This window comes from Flavobacterium psychrophilum DSM 3660 = ATCC 49418, assembly GCF_002217405.1.
GTDB classification, from domain to species: Bacteria; Bacteroidota; Bacteroidia; order Flavobacteriales; family Flavobacteriaceae; genus Flavobacterium; species Flavobacterium psychrophilum.
The window spans coordinates 59,184-74,732 of record NZ_MUHE01000014.1 but is presented as its reverse complement, the minus strand read 5'-3'; the positions used below and the strand labels follow the sequence as shown (position 1 = coordinate 74,732).

Genomic DNA, 15,549 nt, shown 5'->3' with positions numbered 1-15,549 from the left:
AAAATTAAAAATTTTGTCTACAAAAGAAATCAAAGAAACACCATTAATGAAGCAATATAACGAGATAAAAAGGAAATATCCTGATGCTTGTTTACTATTTCGTGTAGGCGATTTTTACGAAACCTTTGGAGACGATGCTGTTCGAGCCTCAAAAATTTTAGGCATTACACTTACAAAACGTGGTGCTGGCTCACCTACCGAAACAGCTTTGGCTGGTTTTCCGCATCATTCTATTAATACTTATTTACCCAAATTAGTAAAAGCAGGACTTAGAGTGGCTATTTGCGACCAGTTAGAAGACCCGAAAATGACCAAAACCATTGTAAAACGAGGAGTAACGGAACTGGTTACTCCTGGGGTTTCGATGAATGATGAAGTGTTAAATTCGAAAACAAATAATTTCTTAGCTTCGATTTATTTTGGCAAAAAAATCATTGGCGTTTCATTTCTTGATGTTTCTACTGGCGAATTTCTTACTTCCGAAGGAAACGAAGAATATATAGACAAATTGTTACAAAACTTTAGCCCAAGCGAAATTTTAGTTCCCAAACAAAACAAAGGCGATTTCAAAGAAAAATTCGGAGATAATTTTCATGCTTTTTATCTCGAAGACTGGGTTTATAAAGAAGATTATGCCACAGAAACTTTAACAAATCATTTTCAAACAAATTCACTAAAAGGTTTTGGTATCGAAGAATTAGCAAGCGGAATTATAGCCTCAGGAGCAATTTTGTATTATTTATCGGAAACACAACACAATAAGATTCAGCACATCACATCGATACACCGTATTGCCGAAGATGCTTACGTATGGATGGATAGATTCACGATTAGAAACCTAGAATTATACCATAGTTACAACCCAAATGCGGTAACTTTGCTCGACATTATAGACAAGACACTTTCGCCAATGGGCGGACGAATGCTCAAACGATGGCTGGCACTTCCGCTAAAAAATGCTACTATAATAAAATCACGCCATGAAGTGGTAGCTTATTTTAAAGACCACCAAGAAATACTTCAAAAGGTTCAAAATCAGATTAAACAAATTTCAGATTTAGAACGATTAATATCTAAAGTAGCAGCAGGCAGAATTAGTCCACGAGAAATTATTTACCTAAAAGAATCATTAGACGCTATTATTCCGATAAAAGAATTGGCATTAAAAAGCCCACAAGAAGCGGTAAAAGTTATTGGCGATAGTTTGCACAGTTGCGATTTGTTGCGAGAAAAAATTAAAACAACACTAAACCAAGAAGCACCCGTTGCGATAAGTAAAGGAAATGCGATTGCGGCTGGTATTCATCCTGAATTAGACGAATTGCGAGGAATTTCTGCTTTAGGAAAAGAATATTTAGAAGGAATTGAAAAACGAGAATCTGAAAAAACAGGCATTTCGTCATTAAAAATATCATTCAATAATGTTTTTGGGTATTATATCGAAGTCAGAAATACACACAAAGATAAAGTCCCAACAGAATGGATCCGAAAACAAACCCTTGTAAATGCCGAACGATATATTACCGAAGAACTCAAAGAATACGAAACTAAAATTTTAGGAGCCGAAGAAAAAATTCAGCAAATAGAAAACCAGTTATTCGAACAATTAGTTAGTTGGATTGCCACTTACATAAAGCCAGTGCAATTGAATGCAAACCTAATAGCACAACTAGATTGTTTAATTTCGTTTACACAATTGGCTATAGATAATAAATATGTTTGCCCCCAGATAAATGATTCTTTTGCTTTAGATATTAAAAACGGACGCCATCCTGTTATCGAAAAACAATTACCAATTGGCGTTCCGTATATTGCGAACGATGTTTATTTAGATAGAGATACACAGCAATTAATTATGATTACTGGACCAAATATGTCGGGTAAATCGGCTATTTTACGCCAAACAGCACTTATTGTACTGCTAGCACAAATGGGAAGCTTTGTGCCCGCAGAAAGCGTTCAAATGGGAATTGTTGATAAAATTTTTACCCGAGTAGGAGCTAGCGATAATATTTCGATGGGGGAATCTACCTTTATGGTCGAAATGAATGAAACCGCATCTATTTTGAATAACATTTCCGACAGAAGTTTGGTTTTACTCGACGAAATAGGTCGTGGCACCAGTACTTACGACGGAGTTTCTATCGCTTGGGCAATAGCCGAGTTCTTACATGAAAACCCAGCACAACCCAAAACATTGTTTGCTACGCATTATCATGAACTAAACGAAATGACCGAATCGTTGCCACGAATACAAAATTATAATGTATCGGTTAAAGAACTAAAAGATACCGTTTTGTTCATTCGTAAATTAGTAAAAGGCGGAAGCGCACATAGTTTTGGTATTCACGTGGCAAAAATGGCTGGAATGCCACAAATCGTTTTGCAGAAGGCAGAAAAGATTTTAAAAAAATTAGAAAAAAACCATTCGGCCGAAGCTTTAAGTGGCACAAAAGGAAATAAAGACGATATGCAACTGAGTATTTTTAATCTCGACGACCCTCTTTTGGAAGAAATAAAAGAAGAAATACTCAATTTAGACATCAATACCTTAACTCCAGTTGAAGCATTAATGAAGTTAAACGAAATAAAACGAATGTTAAGCAAAAAATAAGTTTTGTAAAGCATAGATTTACAGGACATTATAAAAAAGTTTTTTTTTTATTAAAAAAACCATTGTTTAATTAAATAAATGTCTTAAATTTGCCCTCGCAATACAGCAACGTATTGATGCTCTTTAAAAAAATGAAATGCGAAAATAGCTCAGCTGGTAGAGCGCGACCTTGCCAAGGTCGAGGTCGCGGGTTCGAGCCCCGTTTTTCGCTCTATACCAAACAAAATTATATTTAATTTTGGAAAAACAAAACTGCTTGGGTGGTGAAATTGGTAGACACGCTGGACTTAAAATCCAGTGACTGTAATGGTCGTACGGGTTCAAGTCCCGTCCCGAGTACAAAAGCTTCAAACTATGTTTGAAGCTTTTTTTATTTATATCACCCACCTAAACACATTAAATAATATTATTACCACTAATCAGCTAGCTTAATTCTATTAATTACAGCATTTTGCATTAGGAATTTTTACTTTACTTTTATTAGAGTTCAGCCAACTACGTTTGTAATGCAAATTACACCCCTTGCAGAAACCTAGGACTTATACACACTAAAAAAAATCAACAAATTTTATACAAAACCACAAAAACCTCTTTAAACAAAATAAAAACCCAACAGAAACACACAGGAACACACTAAGAAACATTACCACAAACAACACAAAAACGAATAATTTATTTAGTTTTCATCTGCATCCGAAAACAAAATTACAAGACATCAATCGAAAACCTGACAACTTAGAAACTTTACACAAATAAATTAATACCAACATTTTATCAAACAATGATCGTAATAAAATTAAGATCTTATTTTTAATTTATTAACAACTCAAATAAAAATTTTAACCTCTTTAGAATTTGCACCTTCTAGAACCTATTTAAAAAAATGAGCGCATTTATTATTAGCAAAAGAATTAACGACGAATATAAATTTGAATTTACCTCCAGAAGAGGTAAAGTTATTTTTACAAGCAATAATTTCGAACTAAAATTTGAATGTGAAGATGAAATTGAATTCCTAAAAGCCACCGTAGGCGATGCCGTTTTTCTAAAATTCAAATCATCTAGAGGCAAGTTTTTCTTTAGACTAATTATTCATGATAAAGAAATGGCGATTAGCCGAAAATACACCACACAATTACTGCTACAGAAGGGGATTGATGAAATTATTAAATACGCATCAAAATCAGAAATTCTCGATTTTTCCAATAATGATTTCACTTTCTTTGATGATTTAGAACAAGAGCAATAGCGCTCTTTTACACACGCCTCGCCTTATAAAAACTTATTGCGGTACGTAATGATATTTTTAGCACCTAATTAGCTAAGAATTCAAGCATTAGACCTAATAGACCACAATCCTTCAAACAACAAAACTAGCACGCCTGTTTCCAGCAAATTCGAATACTAAATAAAATTAGCATTATTTAATTTTGGAAGAATCTTTAAAAACTATTATAACTAAAAAACCACGCCAATGGCGTGGTTTAAAATTTTTAGAAGTGTTTTCTAATTATTTTTTTGCAGGTGCAGCAGCTTCAGCAGCAGGTGCAGCAGCTTCAGCAGCAGGTGCTACAGCTTCAGTTGCAGTAGTAGCAGCAGAATCAGCAACAACAGCTGCAGAATCAACAGCTTCTTCCATTACTGGAGTAGCTTCTTCAGTTACTGGAGCCTCAGCAGCAGCATCTTTACATGATACGAAAGAAACACTCATCATAGCTACTAAAGCTAAACTTAAAACAACTTTTTTCATCTTACTTAATTATAAAGGTTAATTATTAATTCTTTGCAAAGATATAAATTTTTTGATAGGTAAAACTTTTTTTTTACTTTTTTTAAAAAAAAATCAATCTTTGTCAACATGTAATTAAATTACAATTTCTGTGCCAAAAAATACGAGTTAAACAATTATTTTAAAATAAACACCTGCTTTTTAAATCACTGGTTATTAATATCTTATTTTTTCTTAGGGTGAACAAGTTTCATCTCATTAATTAAATGTTTTGCACCAGCAAATTTATCAACAATAAATAAGACATATCTCATATCTACCATTACATTTCTACAAATAGAAGGATCATAATGTATGTCGCTCATGGTACCTTCCCAAACACGGTCAAAATTTAATCCTATAAGGTTACCTTGAGCATCTACCGCAGGACTACCGGAATTCCCTCCTGTTGTATGATTTGTACCTATAAAGCAAACTGGCAACTTTCCGTTTTCTCCATATTGTCCGTAATCTTTGTTATTATACAAGTCAATTAGCTTTTTCGGAACATCAAATTCATAATCTCCTGGAATATATTTTTCGATAGCCCCATCTAAGTATGTTGTAGGATTGTAATAGATTGCATCTTTTGGAGAATACCCTTTTACTTTTCCGTAAGTTACACGCAAAGTACTGTTAGCGTCAGGAAAAATGCGGGAGTTGGGATACAATTCTAACTGTGCTTTCATATAAATTCTTTGCAAAGCGTTTATTTTTAGATTAATTTCGTCGTATCGTGGTGCAATATTTTTGCTGTAATTATCTGCTAATGATTTCACAAAAGCATAACCTTTGTCTAAACTAATTTTTTTCAACACTGCTTTTGCATCGCCACTCAAAAGTGCTTTAAAATTTGCATAATCTACTAATTTCGATTTACTATATATTGATGGTGCAAATTTTTTATACTCTACATTTAATAAAGAAATAGGCAAAAACTCTTTTGGTGCTTTGGTTGCGTAAAGAGCTACCAATTGTTCGAAAACCTTCTCATCGACAGTTGAATTAAAATCTTTAAAGAAATCTGCTTGAGATTTTATTAAATTTTCTTTTCTGTCATTAAAAGCTTGTTCGCCTTTGGTAATAAACACTTGCTCTAGCTGATATAATTTGTAGCCTAAGCTTAATAATTCGGTGTTTTTTACAACCACTTCATTAAAATAATCTCTACTTACTGCATAAGGAGTAATTTCGGTATAGTATTTCTGAAAATCTGCTAATAAATTTCCGTATTCGTTCTGTTTGCCAGCTGCAATTACTTTTTGTTGAAAATCTTTTTCGAAATTTTGTTTAAGACCAATGGCATTCGATTTTTTTAACCCTTGGCTTTCCCCAATCCATTTTTTCCAATAATTTGCTACGCCAGCATATTTTGAAGCGTATTGAATCTTGATTGCGTTGTCTTTTCTCATAAAACCATCTTGCACTTTTAACGCTGCCTCTCGTATTTCTATTTTTGCAGGATTGGTTTCGTTTACAATTTGCGCTACGGCAAATGACGGCAAATATTCTTGTGTTTTTCCAGGATACCCCATAACCATTGTAAAATCGTCTTCTTGAACACCGTCTAAAGAAACTGGTAAAAAGTGTTTTGGTATATAAGGAACATTATCTTTAGAGTAAGCTGCTGGATGATTATTTTTATTGGCATAAACTCTAAACATCGAGAAATCTCCTGTATGGCGTGGCCAAACCCAATTGTCGGTATCGGAACCAAATTTACCAATCAAACTTGGTGGCGCACCAACTAAACGAACGTCTTTAAAGACTTCTGTAACAAATAGAATATACTGATTCCCTTCAAAAAAGGTACGAACTTTATTCTCCTGCCAAGCTTCTTTTGCAAAACTGGCAGTAACTTTGGTTATATTTTCTTGAATTTTATTTTGTTTTTCGGTTTCCGAAGTAATTGAGGCAACACCATCTAAAATTTGAGCAGTTACGTCATTTATACTTACGATAAAGGTTACCACTAAATTTTCGTTTGGCAATTCGTCTTCCATTTTCATTGCCCAAAAACCATTGGTTAAATAATCATGGTCTACCGATGAATGGTTCTGAATGGCATCGAAACCACAGTGATGATTAGTAAGAATTAATCCTTTTGGAGAGATAACTTCCGATGTACAACCGCCATTAAAATGAGGAACAGCGTCTTTTAAACTCGAATGATTTACCGAATAAATATCATCGGCAGAGATTTTCATACCCAAGTTTTTCATTTCGGTTTCATTCATTCCGCTCAGTAAAGAAGGAATCCACATGCCCCCTTGTTGGGCTTGTGTTTGAATAATAAATAACAGAAGGAATAGTTTTAAATATTTCATAGCATTATATAATTTATAGTGTTGCAAGATACTATTTTTGATTTTATTGGAAATAAAATAGTAAAATCATTTTGGTGTTTAAAAGGGTGTTTTTAGAAAAACAATTAGCCTTTTGGCGTGTTTCTAAAGTACTTATAATAACATAGAAGACTTAACACCATTAAAAACAGCTTTTTGGCTAGGTATTGAAGGGAAAATTCTTTTCGAGGCTTTTTTTGGCTCAAAGAAACTACTTCACTATATTTTTATTTTTATAAGAGTTGTGCGAACTTCGCTTGTAACGCAAAGCCCAACACTTGTAACAACTCCCAAATAATAAGATTTAAAAAAACTGTTTATTATACAATTAAGCGACATAAAAGAAACAACAACACATGACCCAACACAGCTTTCTATTTAGCAAAACGGATGGATTATTTTAATTAAACTTTAAATTCAAAAAAGTATATTTGCGTAAACACATTTTGATGAAAAAGATACTTCCTTTTTTTTCTTACCTCTTCCACCCTATTTTTATATCGGTGCTGGCAACTGTTTTTTATTTTTTCATAACAAAAGACAGGTATTTTATATATGAAGCTATTTACTTGTACACTATACAAGTACTAATAGTTACTGTATTTATCCCTTTGGCTATATTTTATTTACTTATTGCTTTAGAAAAAATAGATTCGGTAATGGTTACAAACGTTTCCCAACGCAAAATACCGCTAATTATACATATCTCACTACTTTCTTTATTTATCATAAGAAGCGGCACAAAAGAAACAGTTCCTGAACTATTTTACTTCTTTTTAGGCAGTATAATTAGCAGTTTAATTGCATTATTATTAGTTTATTTTGGCAAGAAAGTAAGCTTACATATGCTAGGAATGGCGTCATTAACTGTTTTTTGCATTAGCAGTTGTATGTATTTTCAAGTTCGCGAAATAATTATCATAAGCACATTACTACTTAGTACTGGCCTTGTAGCCTCATCACGGTTATATATGAAAGCGCATTCGATTAAAGAACTAGTTTTAGGTTATCTAATAGGATTATTTTCACAATTATTACTGCTGTTTTTTTGGCTATAAAATGTAAAACATCAAGCCCACATTTAAAGTACTTAATTCGATAGGATCCCTACTTAAAGCACCATTTTTAAACATGTTATTTAATCCGTAATAAGCATACAAATTCCAAGAATTATATCCCGCAGAAAGGTAAGCACCATAGTGAATTTTATTAACATCTGGATTGTTATTTATTTTAAAAATTTTATCCCCATCAACATATCGTGACTGACTTAAAAACAAATAACTTAATTTAAAACCCGCATAAACTCTCCAGAATTTATGCGATTCGAAGGTAGAAGTTCTCCAACGGAATTCGACTGGAAGATCGACAAAATATAGTGCCAATTTATTTTTTTCATAACTAACACCCGACGGTATAACACTATAATTGATACTTCCTCCAAAATCATCTACCCGAAGATTTTCTTTATAATTACTATACGAAAAACCCAAACCTGGCGCTACAGCAAAAGTTCTCATTTTATTTATTGGAAAATCTCTCAAAAAACCAAGATTCAACCCTGTAGAAAATGAGTTTTGAGAAACATCCATTGGTTTCAAATTTAAGATATTATAAGTAACCCCAAAATAAAACTGATCTTCACGGTATAAAGAATCTATTGCAGAAAAATTAAGTTCCTCTTGCGAAAAAACATTTAAACAAAAAAGTAATAACACAACATTAAAAAGCTTTTGCATAATATATATTTATGGATTAAAGTTAGTAAAATACTTTAAACTAAAAATGCCTTTCACTAAGAAAGGCATTTTTAAATTTTATTATGAATGATGAAGTTCTTCTTCTCCTTCTTTCATTGGCACAGTTTGAGGAACAAAATCTTCGTCATGCCCTGGTTTACTGTAATCATAAGGCCATCTATAAACTTCTGGGATAGCACCTGGCCAGTTTCCATGTACATGTTCCACTGGTGTAGTCCACTCAAGGGTATTAGACCTCCATGGATTTTGCACAGCTTTTTTTCCGTAAAAAATACTAGTAAAGAAATTCCACATAAATACCAATTGGAAAGCTGCTCCAATCAAAGCAAAAGTAGTAATTACTTTATTCACATCAGCTAAATCATCAAATAATGGAAAGTTAGTATTTGTGTAGTAACGACGTGGTAATCCAGCCATCCCTATAAAATGCATTGGATAGAAAACACCATAAGCACAAATTGCAGTAATCCAAAAGTGAATATAACCTAAATTTTTATTCATCATACGTCCGAACATTTTTGGAAACCAGTGGTAAACACCAGCAAAGAATCCGTACAATGCAGAAATACCCATTACTAAGTGAAAGTGAGCAACCACAAAATAAGTATCGTGAACATTTATATCTAATGTACTATCACCTAAAACAATCCCTGTAATACCTCCAGAAATAAAAGTAGAAACCAAACCGATAGAGAATAACATAGCAGGATTTAACTGTAAGTTACCTTTCCAAAGTGTTGTGATATAATTAAAAGCTTTTACTGCAGATGGTATTGCAATTAACAAAGTTGTAAAAGTAAATACAGATCCTAAAAACGGATTCATTCCTGAAACAAACATGTGGTGACCCCAAACAATTGTCGATAAAAACGCAATAGCTAAAATAGAAGCAATCATAGCACGGTATCCAAAAATTGGTTTACGAGAGTTAGTTGCAATAACTTCAGATGTAATACCCAAAGCAGGCAATAATACAATATAAACTTCTGGATGACCTAAAAACCAAAATAAGTGTTCAAACAAAACTGGAGAACCACCTTGGTAATGTAAAACTTCACCTGAGATAAAAATATCTGATAAGAAGAATGATGTTCCAAAACTTCTATCCATTATCAATAATAATGCTGCCGACAATAATACTGGAAAGGAAACAATACCAATAATAGCGGTAACGAAGAAAGCCCAAATAGTAAGAGGCAATCTGGTCATAGACATCCCTTTTGTTCTTAGGTTAATTACGGTAACAACATAATTTAATGACCCCATTAATGAAGAAGCAATAAATATAGCCATAGATACTAACCATAATGTCATACCTGTACCAGAACCTGGAATAGCTTGAGGCAAGGCACTTAGTGGCGGATAAATTGTCCACCCCGCAGACGCTGGTCCTGACTCTACAAAAAGAGAAGACAACATAATCACAGCCGAAGTAAAAAACAGCCAATAAGAAAGCATATTTAAGAAACCTGAAGCCATGTCTCTAGCACCAATTTGAAGAGGAATTAGTAAATTACTAAAAGTTCCTGACAAACCAGCGGTTAACACAAAGAAAACCATAATAGTACCATGAATGGTTACTAATGCTAAATAAATATCGTTACGCATAACACCTCCTGGTGCTAATTTATCTCCTAAAAGAAAGTCGAATATTTTAAATGGTTGTTCAGGCCAAGCAATTTGCAATCTAAAAAGCAAGGACATAATAACACCAATAATTCCCATAATAATACCTGAAATCAGGTATTGCTTAGCAATCATTTTGTGATCTAAACTAAAAATATATTTAGTTATAAAAGTATCTTTATGGTGGTGTTCGTGATCGTGATCATGTGCGTGATCGTGGTCATGAGATGCTGCTGCCATAGTGTTTTTATTTTAAATTTTAATTGTATAATTATTTTACTGCAACTGGAGTTGCAACTACCGCAACTTTTGCTGAATCTACTTTTTTAATTACTACCGTTGTAGCTCCTGGAGTACTTTCGGCCGCTTTTGCTGCTTTATCATCAGCAATTGCATTTACAATTGTTTTCTGACTTTTTAACCAATCTTGGTATTCCTCGGGTGTATCAACAACAATTTTCATTTGCATATTATAGTGAGATGCTCCGCAAATTTTGTTACACAATAATAGGTAATCAAAAGTATAAGGATCTAAAGGAGATTCTCCATTAGCCACTAATTCGATACTTTTCTTTGCACGAATTTTGTTAATGTTTGCTACTTTTTCTATCATGTGCTCAGTTTGACGCATTTCGTCAGTAGTCATAATAGGTCGGAAAGCAAATTGAGTAACCATACCAGGTACACAGTTCATTTGCGCTCTAAAATGAGGCATATAAGCAGAGTGCAATACATCTTGCGAACGCAATTTGAACACAATTTTCTTACCTTTTGGAATATGCAATTCAGACACCGAAATATCATCTTGTGCATTTGGATCTTCCATATCAACACCCATTGTATTAACACCTTCTATCAAACGTACATTTGCTTTTCCAAGAACATTATCTTTACCAGAATAGCGTGCAGTCCAAGCAAATTGTTTAGCATATAACTCTACATACATTACATCTTCGTCTTCATCAACAAACATAATATTTGTCCAAGTATATAATCCGTAAAGGATTAATCCTGCCAAAACAAATACTGGAATAATTGTCCAGATAAACTCTAATTTATCATTATCTGCAAAATAAATTGCCTTTTTACCTTCTGCTCCTCTGTATTTAAATGCAAAGTAATGCAAAAGCGCTTGGGTAATTGCTACAACAAAAAATACAACACAAAATGTTATAGCCATCAAACTATCATAATCTTTTCCGTGCTCTGAAGCAGGATCAACTAAAACTAGATGACTCCATTTAAACAATCCAAAGATTATAAAAATGTAAAGAAAGGCGAGAAATCCGAACATTAAATAACCTTGAAGATTATTATCCTTATTATCTGCTATTTGAGAACTATTTTTATTTGCGCCAATTTGTGTCAAATCGAAAATTTTCGTCATTTGCCAAATTGCAACACCTACTAAAAGTAAAACTATAATTACCAACAAACTTGTCATCTGTTTTTTGTTTAAATATTAATAATGAAAATGCTTACTTTCTTCGATAAGTGGATTACCTTTTGGCAATAATGGTTGTTTTGCAAGTGTTGTAAAGACAACAAATATAAACAATCCCACAAAGAATAATATTGAACTTATTTCTGAAATTCCTATAAACCATTGATCTCCTACTGAAGCAGGATAAATCATATTATGAAAATCTAAATAATGACCACATAAAATTACAACGCCAGCCATAGATATTATCCAAGGGACACGTTTGAAATCTGTATTAATCAATATTAAAATTGGGAACACAAAGTTCATAGCTACCATACCAAAGAAAGGCAAGTTATAATGTTCGATTCTAAATTTAAAATATGTTACTTCTTCTGGGATATTTGCATACCACATTAACATAAATTGAGAGAACCATAAGTAAGTCCAAAATACGGATATACCAAACATAAATTTAGCTAAATCATGAAAATGGCTGTTGTTTACGTTTTCTAAATATCCTTTAGATTTTAAATATAAGGTTATTAAAGCAATAACAGTAATTCCGCTTACAAAAAAACTTGCAAAAACATACCAACCAAATAGAGTACTATACCAATGAGGATCTACAGACATAATCCAATCCCAAGACATCATAGATTCTGACACTAAGAAAAAGGCTAAAAATCCTGCTGAAGCTTTGAAATTTTTCTTATAATAAGTCACATCATTTGTCTCGTCTAATGCTAAGGCATTTTTGCGGGTATAGTTACGATACAATATCCAACCACCCATAAAAATAGCAGCTCTAATTAGGAAAAACGGAACGTTTAAATACCCAGATTTTCCAGCAATTATTTCGTCATAATTTTCATTTCCGAGCTCAGTAACACCCTCATTCATCCAAATGAATAAATGATTAAAATGCAAACCTGAAAGTACCAATAACACATAAACGATTATAGCACCAGGAACCAGATAAGAAGTTATAGCTTCCATCACTCTAAACAATACAGGAGACCATCCTGCTTGTGCAGCATGCTGAATAGCATAAAACGCTAAGACTCCAAGTGATATTAGCATAAAGAATAAGGCAGCAACGTACAAAGCGGCCCAAGGCTTGTTTTGCAACTGACCTAAGACATGCGCTACATGCTCTTCGTGTTCTACATGAGCATCTGTAAGGCTTACTTTTTCTTTAGATACAATATGTTTTTCTGTAGCCATTTTTGAAACAGAATCTAAATGATTTTCATTTAAAGCTACTGAATTTTTAACAACCGATGTTGCATGAGCAACATCTACATGAGTTGCCTTAAGTTCATGAGCAGATACTTCATGATGCTCACCATGACTTGATGCAAGAATTGCTTCTACATCTTGTGTATTTTTAGGGGCAGTGAAAAAACCATATCCTATACCTAATGCTCCTAAAAGCATTAAGATAAATGATAAGTTTTTTAATTTGCTTGAAAATGTATACATAATTTATAAATAGATTGTTTTACAATTATAATTCAGACTTAAGTTTCAAAACATAAGCGGCAACTTGCCATCTTTCAGTTTGTGATAACTGATTAGCATAAGATCCCATAGAATTTAGCCCATAAGTTTCAACATGGTAAATACTTCCAACAGAAACTTCTCTGTCTGCATAACTAGGAACACCAAGATACTTCTCTCTTTTTACTAAATTACCTTTTCCATCACCTTTTTCACCATGACAAATAGCACAGTAAATATCAAATAATACTTTTCCTTTATCTGAATCAACTTTCGTAGAGTATAAAGGTGTGGTATTAATCTTTTTCGAAGCTAAATAACCCTCAGGAGTATTTGGTATTTCATAAGGAACAAAACCTCTTTTTACAGTTCCTTGTACAGGAAGCTGTCCTTCTTTTCCGTTTTTGAAAGCAGATGATTCAGAATAGGTTTCGTAACCCGCAGACTCATACATGTTAGGAAAAAACTGATAGTTAGGCTTTAACTTATCTTGACATGAAAACAGCAATGAGGACATCCCCATTAAAACTGCTAGTGTATATACTTTTTTCATAGTTCTGATTAATGCTTTTCTACTACTTTAACTTCAACAGCTCCTGTGTTTTTTAGGAAAGAAGTCAATTCATCTTCATTATTATTTACTGCAACTTCCATCAAGAAGTGATCATCTGTTGTACGAACATCAGGATTTTCTGCCTGTTTAAACGGCCATAATTTACTTCTCATATAAAAAGTAATAACCATTAAGTGAGCAGCAAAAAAAACTGTTTCTTCAAACATAATAGGCACAAAAGAAGGCATATTTTGAATGTAAGAAAAACTTGGTTTTCCACCTATGTCTTGTGGCCAATCTTGAATCATGATATAATTCATCATAAAAGTTCCAAAAGACAAACCTGTTAATCCGTACAAAAAGGCACAAATTGCAATTCTTGTTGGTGCCAATCCCATAGCCTTATCTAGACCATGGACTGGAAATGGGGTATAAACCTCTTCAATATGATGGTGTGCTAATCTGGTTTGCTTTACAGCATCCATCAAAACATCGTCATCATTATATAGTGCATGTATTACTTTATTACTCATGACTGATTAGTGATTATCGTGATTATGTCCATTTTGTTCTCTTTCTCTTTTGTAATTATCTCCCGATGATTTCAAGATAGTTTTTACTTCTGCCTGAGCAATCACTGGGAATGATCTAGAGTAAAGTAAAAACAATACAAAAAAGAATCCAATAGTACCTATAAAAATACCTATATCTACAAATGTTGGCTGGAACATTGTCCAAGATGATGGCAAGTAATCACGGTGTAACGAAGTTACAATAATTACAAAACGCTCAAACCACATTCCTATATTTACTACAATAGAGATTACAAATGAGAACATTATACTAGTACGCAATTTTTTGAACCACATGAACTGTGGAGAAAAAACATTACAAGACATCATGGCCCAATATGCCCACCAGTAAGGACCAGTAGCTCTGTTCAAAAACGCATATTGTTCATATTCAACACCTGAGTACCAAGCTACAAAAAGTTCTGTAATATATGCACATCCCACAATAGAACCAGTGATCATGATGACAATATTCATCAATTCGATGTGTTGAATTGTGATATAATCTTCTAGATTAGATACTTTCCTCATTATAATAAGCAAAGTATTTACCATCGCAAAACCAGAAAACACAGCTCCTGCCACAAAATAAGGGGGAAGAATAGTTGTATGCCAACCTGGAACTACTGAAGTAGCAAAGTCAAAAGATACAATTGTGTGTACAGAGAGAACCAATGGAGTTGCTAAACCTGCCAAAACAAGTGAAACCTCTTCGAAGCGTTGCCAATCTTTTGCACGACCTGACCAACCAAAACTTAATATAGAATAAACCCTTTTATTAAATGGCGTTACAGCTCTATCTCTAATCATTGCAAAATCAGGCAACAAACCAGTCCACCAGAAAACTAATGACACTGACAAATAAGTTGAGATTGCAAAAACATCCCAAAGCAATGGTGAATTAAAGTTTACCCAAAGAGAACCAAATTGATTAGGGATGGGCAAAACCCAATATCCCAACCAAGGACGACCCATGTGAATTATAGGAAATAAACCTGCTTGCATTACTGAAAAAATAGTCATTGCTTCTGCAGAACGGTTAATAGCCATTCTCCATTTTTGGCGGAATAATAATAATACCGCAGAAATTAAGGTTCCAGCATGACCGATACCAACCCACCAAACAAAGTTAGTGATATCCCAAGCCCAACCAATTGTTTTATTTAATCCCCAAGTTCCTATTCCTGTTGTGATGGTATAAATCATACAGCTTAATCCCCACAAAAATGCAGCTAAAGCGATATAAAATACTGTCCACCATTGTTTGTTTGCTCTACCTTCTACTGGTCTTGCTACATCTACAGTAACGTCATGATAACTTTTGTTACCAAAAACCAAAGGTTTTCTAATGGGTGCTTCGTAATGAGACGACATAATTTAATTTT

The 15,549-nt window shown here is 33.4% G+C and carries 12 protein-coding genes and 2 tRNA genes; 6 read left to right on the top strand and 8 right to left on the bottom strand.

The window, feature by feature from the left end:
* The first annotated feature begins 46 nt into the window (after positions 1–46).
* From mutS to B0A57_RS12310, 5 genes are all read left to right on the top strand, one after another.
* Positions 47–2,614 carry a DNA mismatch repair protein MutS gene (gene mutS, locus B0A57_RS04525; protein WP_371126863.1) on the top strand — a complete coding sequence of 856 codons (2,568 nt, stop codon included), beginning with the start codon at positions 47–49 and terminating at the stop codon, positions 2,612–2,614.
* 138 nt (positions 2,615–2,752) lie between these two features.
* Positions 2,753–2,825 (top strand) — tRNA-Gly (locus B0A57_RS04520).
* Between the two features lie 43 nt (positions 2,826–2,868).
* Positions 2,869–2,953: transfer RNA gene (locus B0A57_RS04515), tRNA-Leu, on the top strand.
* Between the two features lie 544 nt (positions 2,954–3,497).
* The gene (locus B0A57_RS04510) at positions 3,498–3,863 is read left to right on the top strand and encodes a hypothetical protein (RefSeq protein WP_011962555.1); all 366 of its coding nucleotides are present in this window, start codon (positions 3,498–3,500) and stop codon (positions 3,861–3,863) included.
* Positions 3,864–4,044: 181 nt separating this feature from the next.
* Positions 4,045–4,386, top strand: a complete 342-nt coding sequence (locus B0A57_RS12310; RefSeq protein WP_011962554.1) for a hypothetical protein — start codon at positions 4,045–4,047, stop codon at positions 4,384–4,386.
* A gap of 181 nt (positions 4,387–4,567) precedes the next feature.
* Here the strand turns inward: B0A57_RS12310 and B0A57_RS04500 are convergent, their stop codons facing one another.
* Entirely contained in the window at positions 4,568–6,709 is a 2,142-nt protein-coding gene (locus tag B0A57_RS04500) for a S46 family peptidase (RefSeq protein ID WP_034099073.1), read from the bottom strand.
* A 467-nt stretch (positions 6,710–7,176) separates the two neighbouring features.
* Between B0A57_RS04500 and B0A57_RS04495 the strand changes: the two genes are divergently transcribed.
* Positions 7,177–7,785, top strand: coding sequence for a hypothetical protein (locus B0A57_RS04495; RefSeq protein ID WP_038466006.1), 609 nt, complete (start codon positions 7,177–7,179; stop codon positions 7,783–7,785).
* On the opposite strand, the gene B0A57_RS04490 is transcribed toward B0A57_RS04495, so the two are convergent.
* From B0A57_RS04490 to nrfD, 7 genes are all read right to left on the bottom strand, one after another.
* Positions 7,780–8,466 carry a porin family protein gene (locus tag B0A57_RS04490; RefSeq protein ID WP_034099075.1) on the bottom strand — a complete coding sequence of 229 codons (687 nt, stop codon included), beginning with the start codon at positions 8,464–8,466 and terminating at the stop codon, positions 7,780–7,782. The two genes, B0A57_RS04495 and B0A57_RS04490, sit on opposite strands and share 6 nt — an antisense overlap.
* An 81-nt stretch (positions 8,467–8,547) precedes the next feature.
* Positions 8,548–10,353, bottom strand: coding sequence for a cytochrome c oxidase subunit I (locus B0A57_RS04485; protein WP_034099077.1), 1,806 nt, complete (start codon positions 10,351–10,353; stop codon positions 8,548–8,550).
* Positions 10,354–10,384: 31 nt separating this feature from the next.
* A complete protein-coding gene (locus B0A57_RS04480) occupies positions 10,385–11,557 on the bottom strand; it encodes a cytochrome c oxidase subunit II (protein ID WP_034099079.1) in 1,173 nt (390 codons plus the stop codon).
* A gap of 18 nt (positions 11,558–11,575) precedes the next feature.
* A complete protein-coding gene (locus tag B0A57_RS04475; RefSeq protein WP_011962548.1) occupies positions 11,576–13,021 on the bottom strand; it encodes a quinol:cytochrome C oxidoreductase in 1,446 nt (481 codons plus the stop codon).
* Positions 13,022–13,046: 25 nt separating this feature from the next.
* Positions 13,047–13,592, bottom strand: coding sequence for a c-type cytochrome (locus B0A57_RS04470; RefSeq protein WP_034099081.1), 546 nt, complete (start codon positions 13,590–13,592; stop codon positions 13,047–13,049).
* An 8-nt stretch (positions 13,593–13,600) separates the two neighbouring features.
* Positions 13,601–14,125: a DUF3341 domain-containing protein gene (locus B0A57_RS04465; protein WP_011962546.1), complete on the bottom strand. Its 525-nt coding sequence runs from the start codon at positions 14,123–14,125 to the stop codon at positions 13,601–13,603.
* A 6-nt stretch (positions 14,126–14,131) separates the two neighbouring features.
* Positions 14,132–15,538 (bottom strand): NrfD/PsrC family molybdoenzyme membrane anchor subunit, encoded by a 1,407-nt coding sequence (nrfD, locus tag B0A57_RS04460; protein WP_011962545.1) that lies wholly within the window; start codon positions 15,536–15,538, stop codon positions 14,132–14,134.
* Positions 15,539–15,549: the final 11 nt, after the last annotated feature.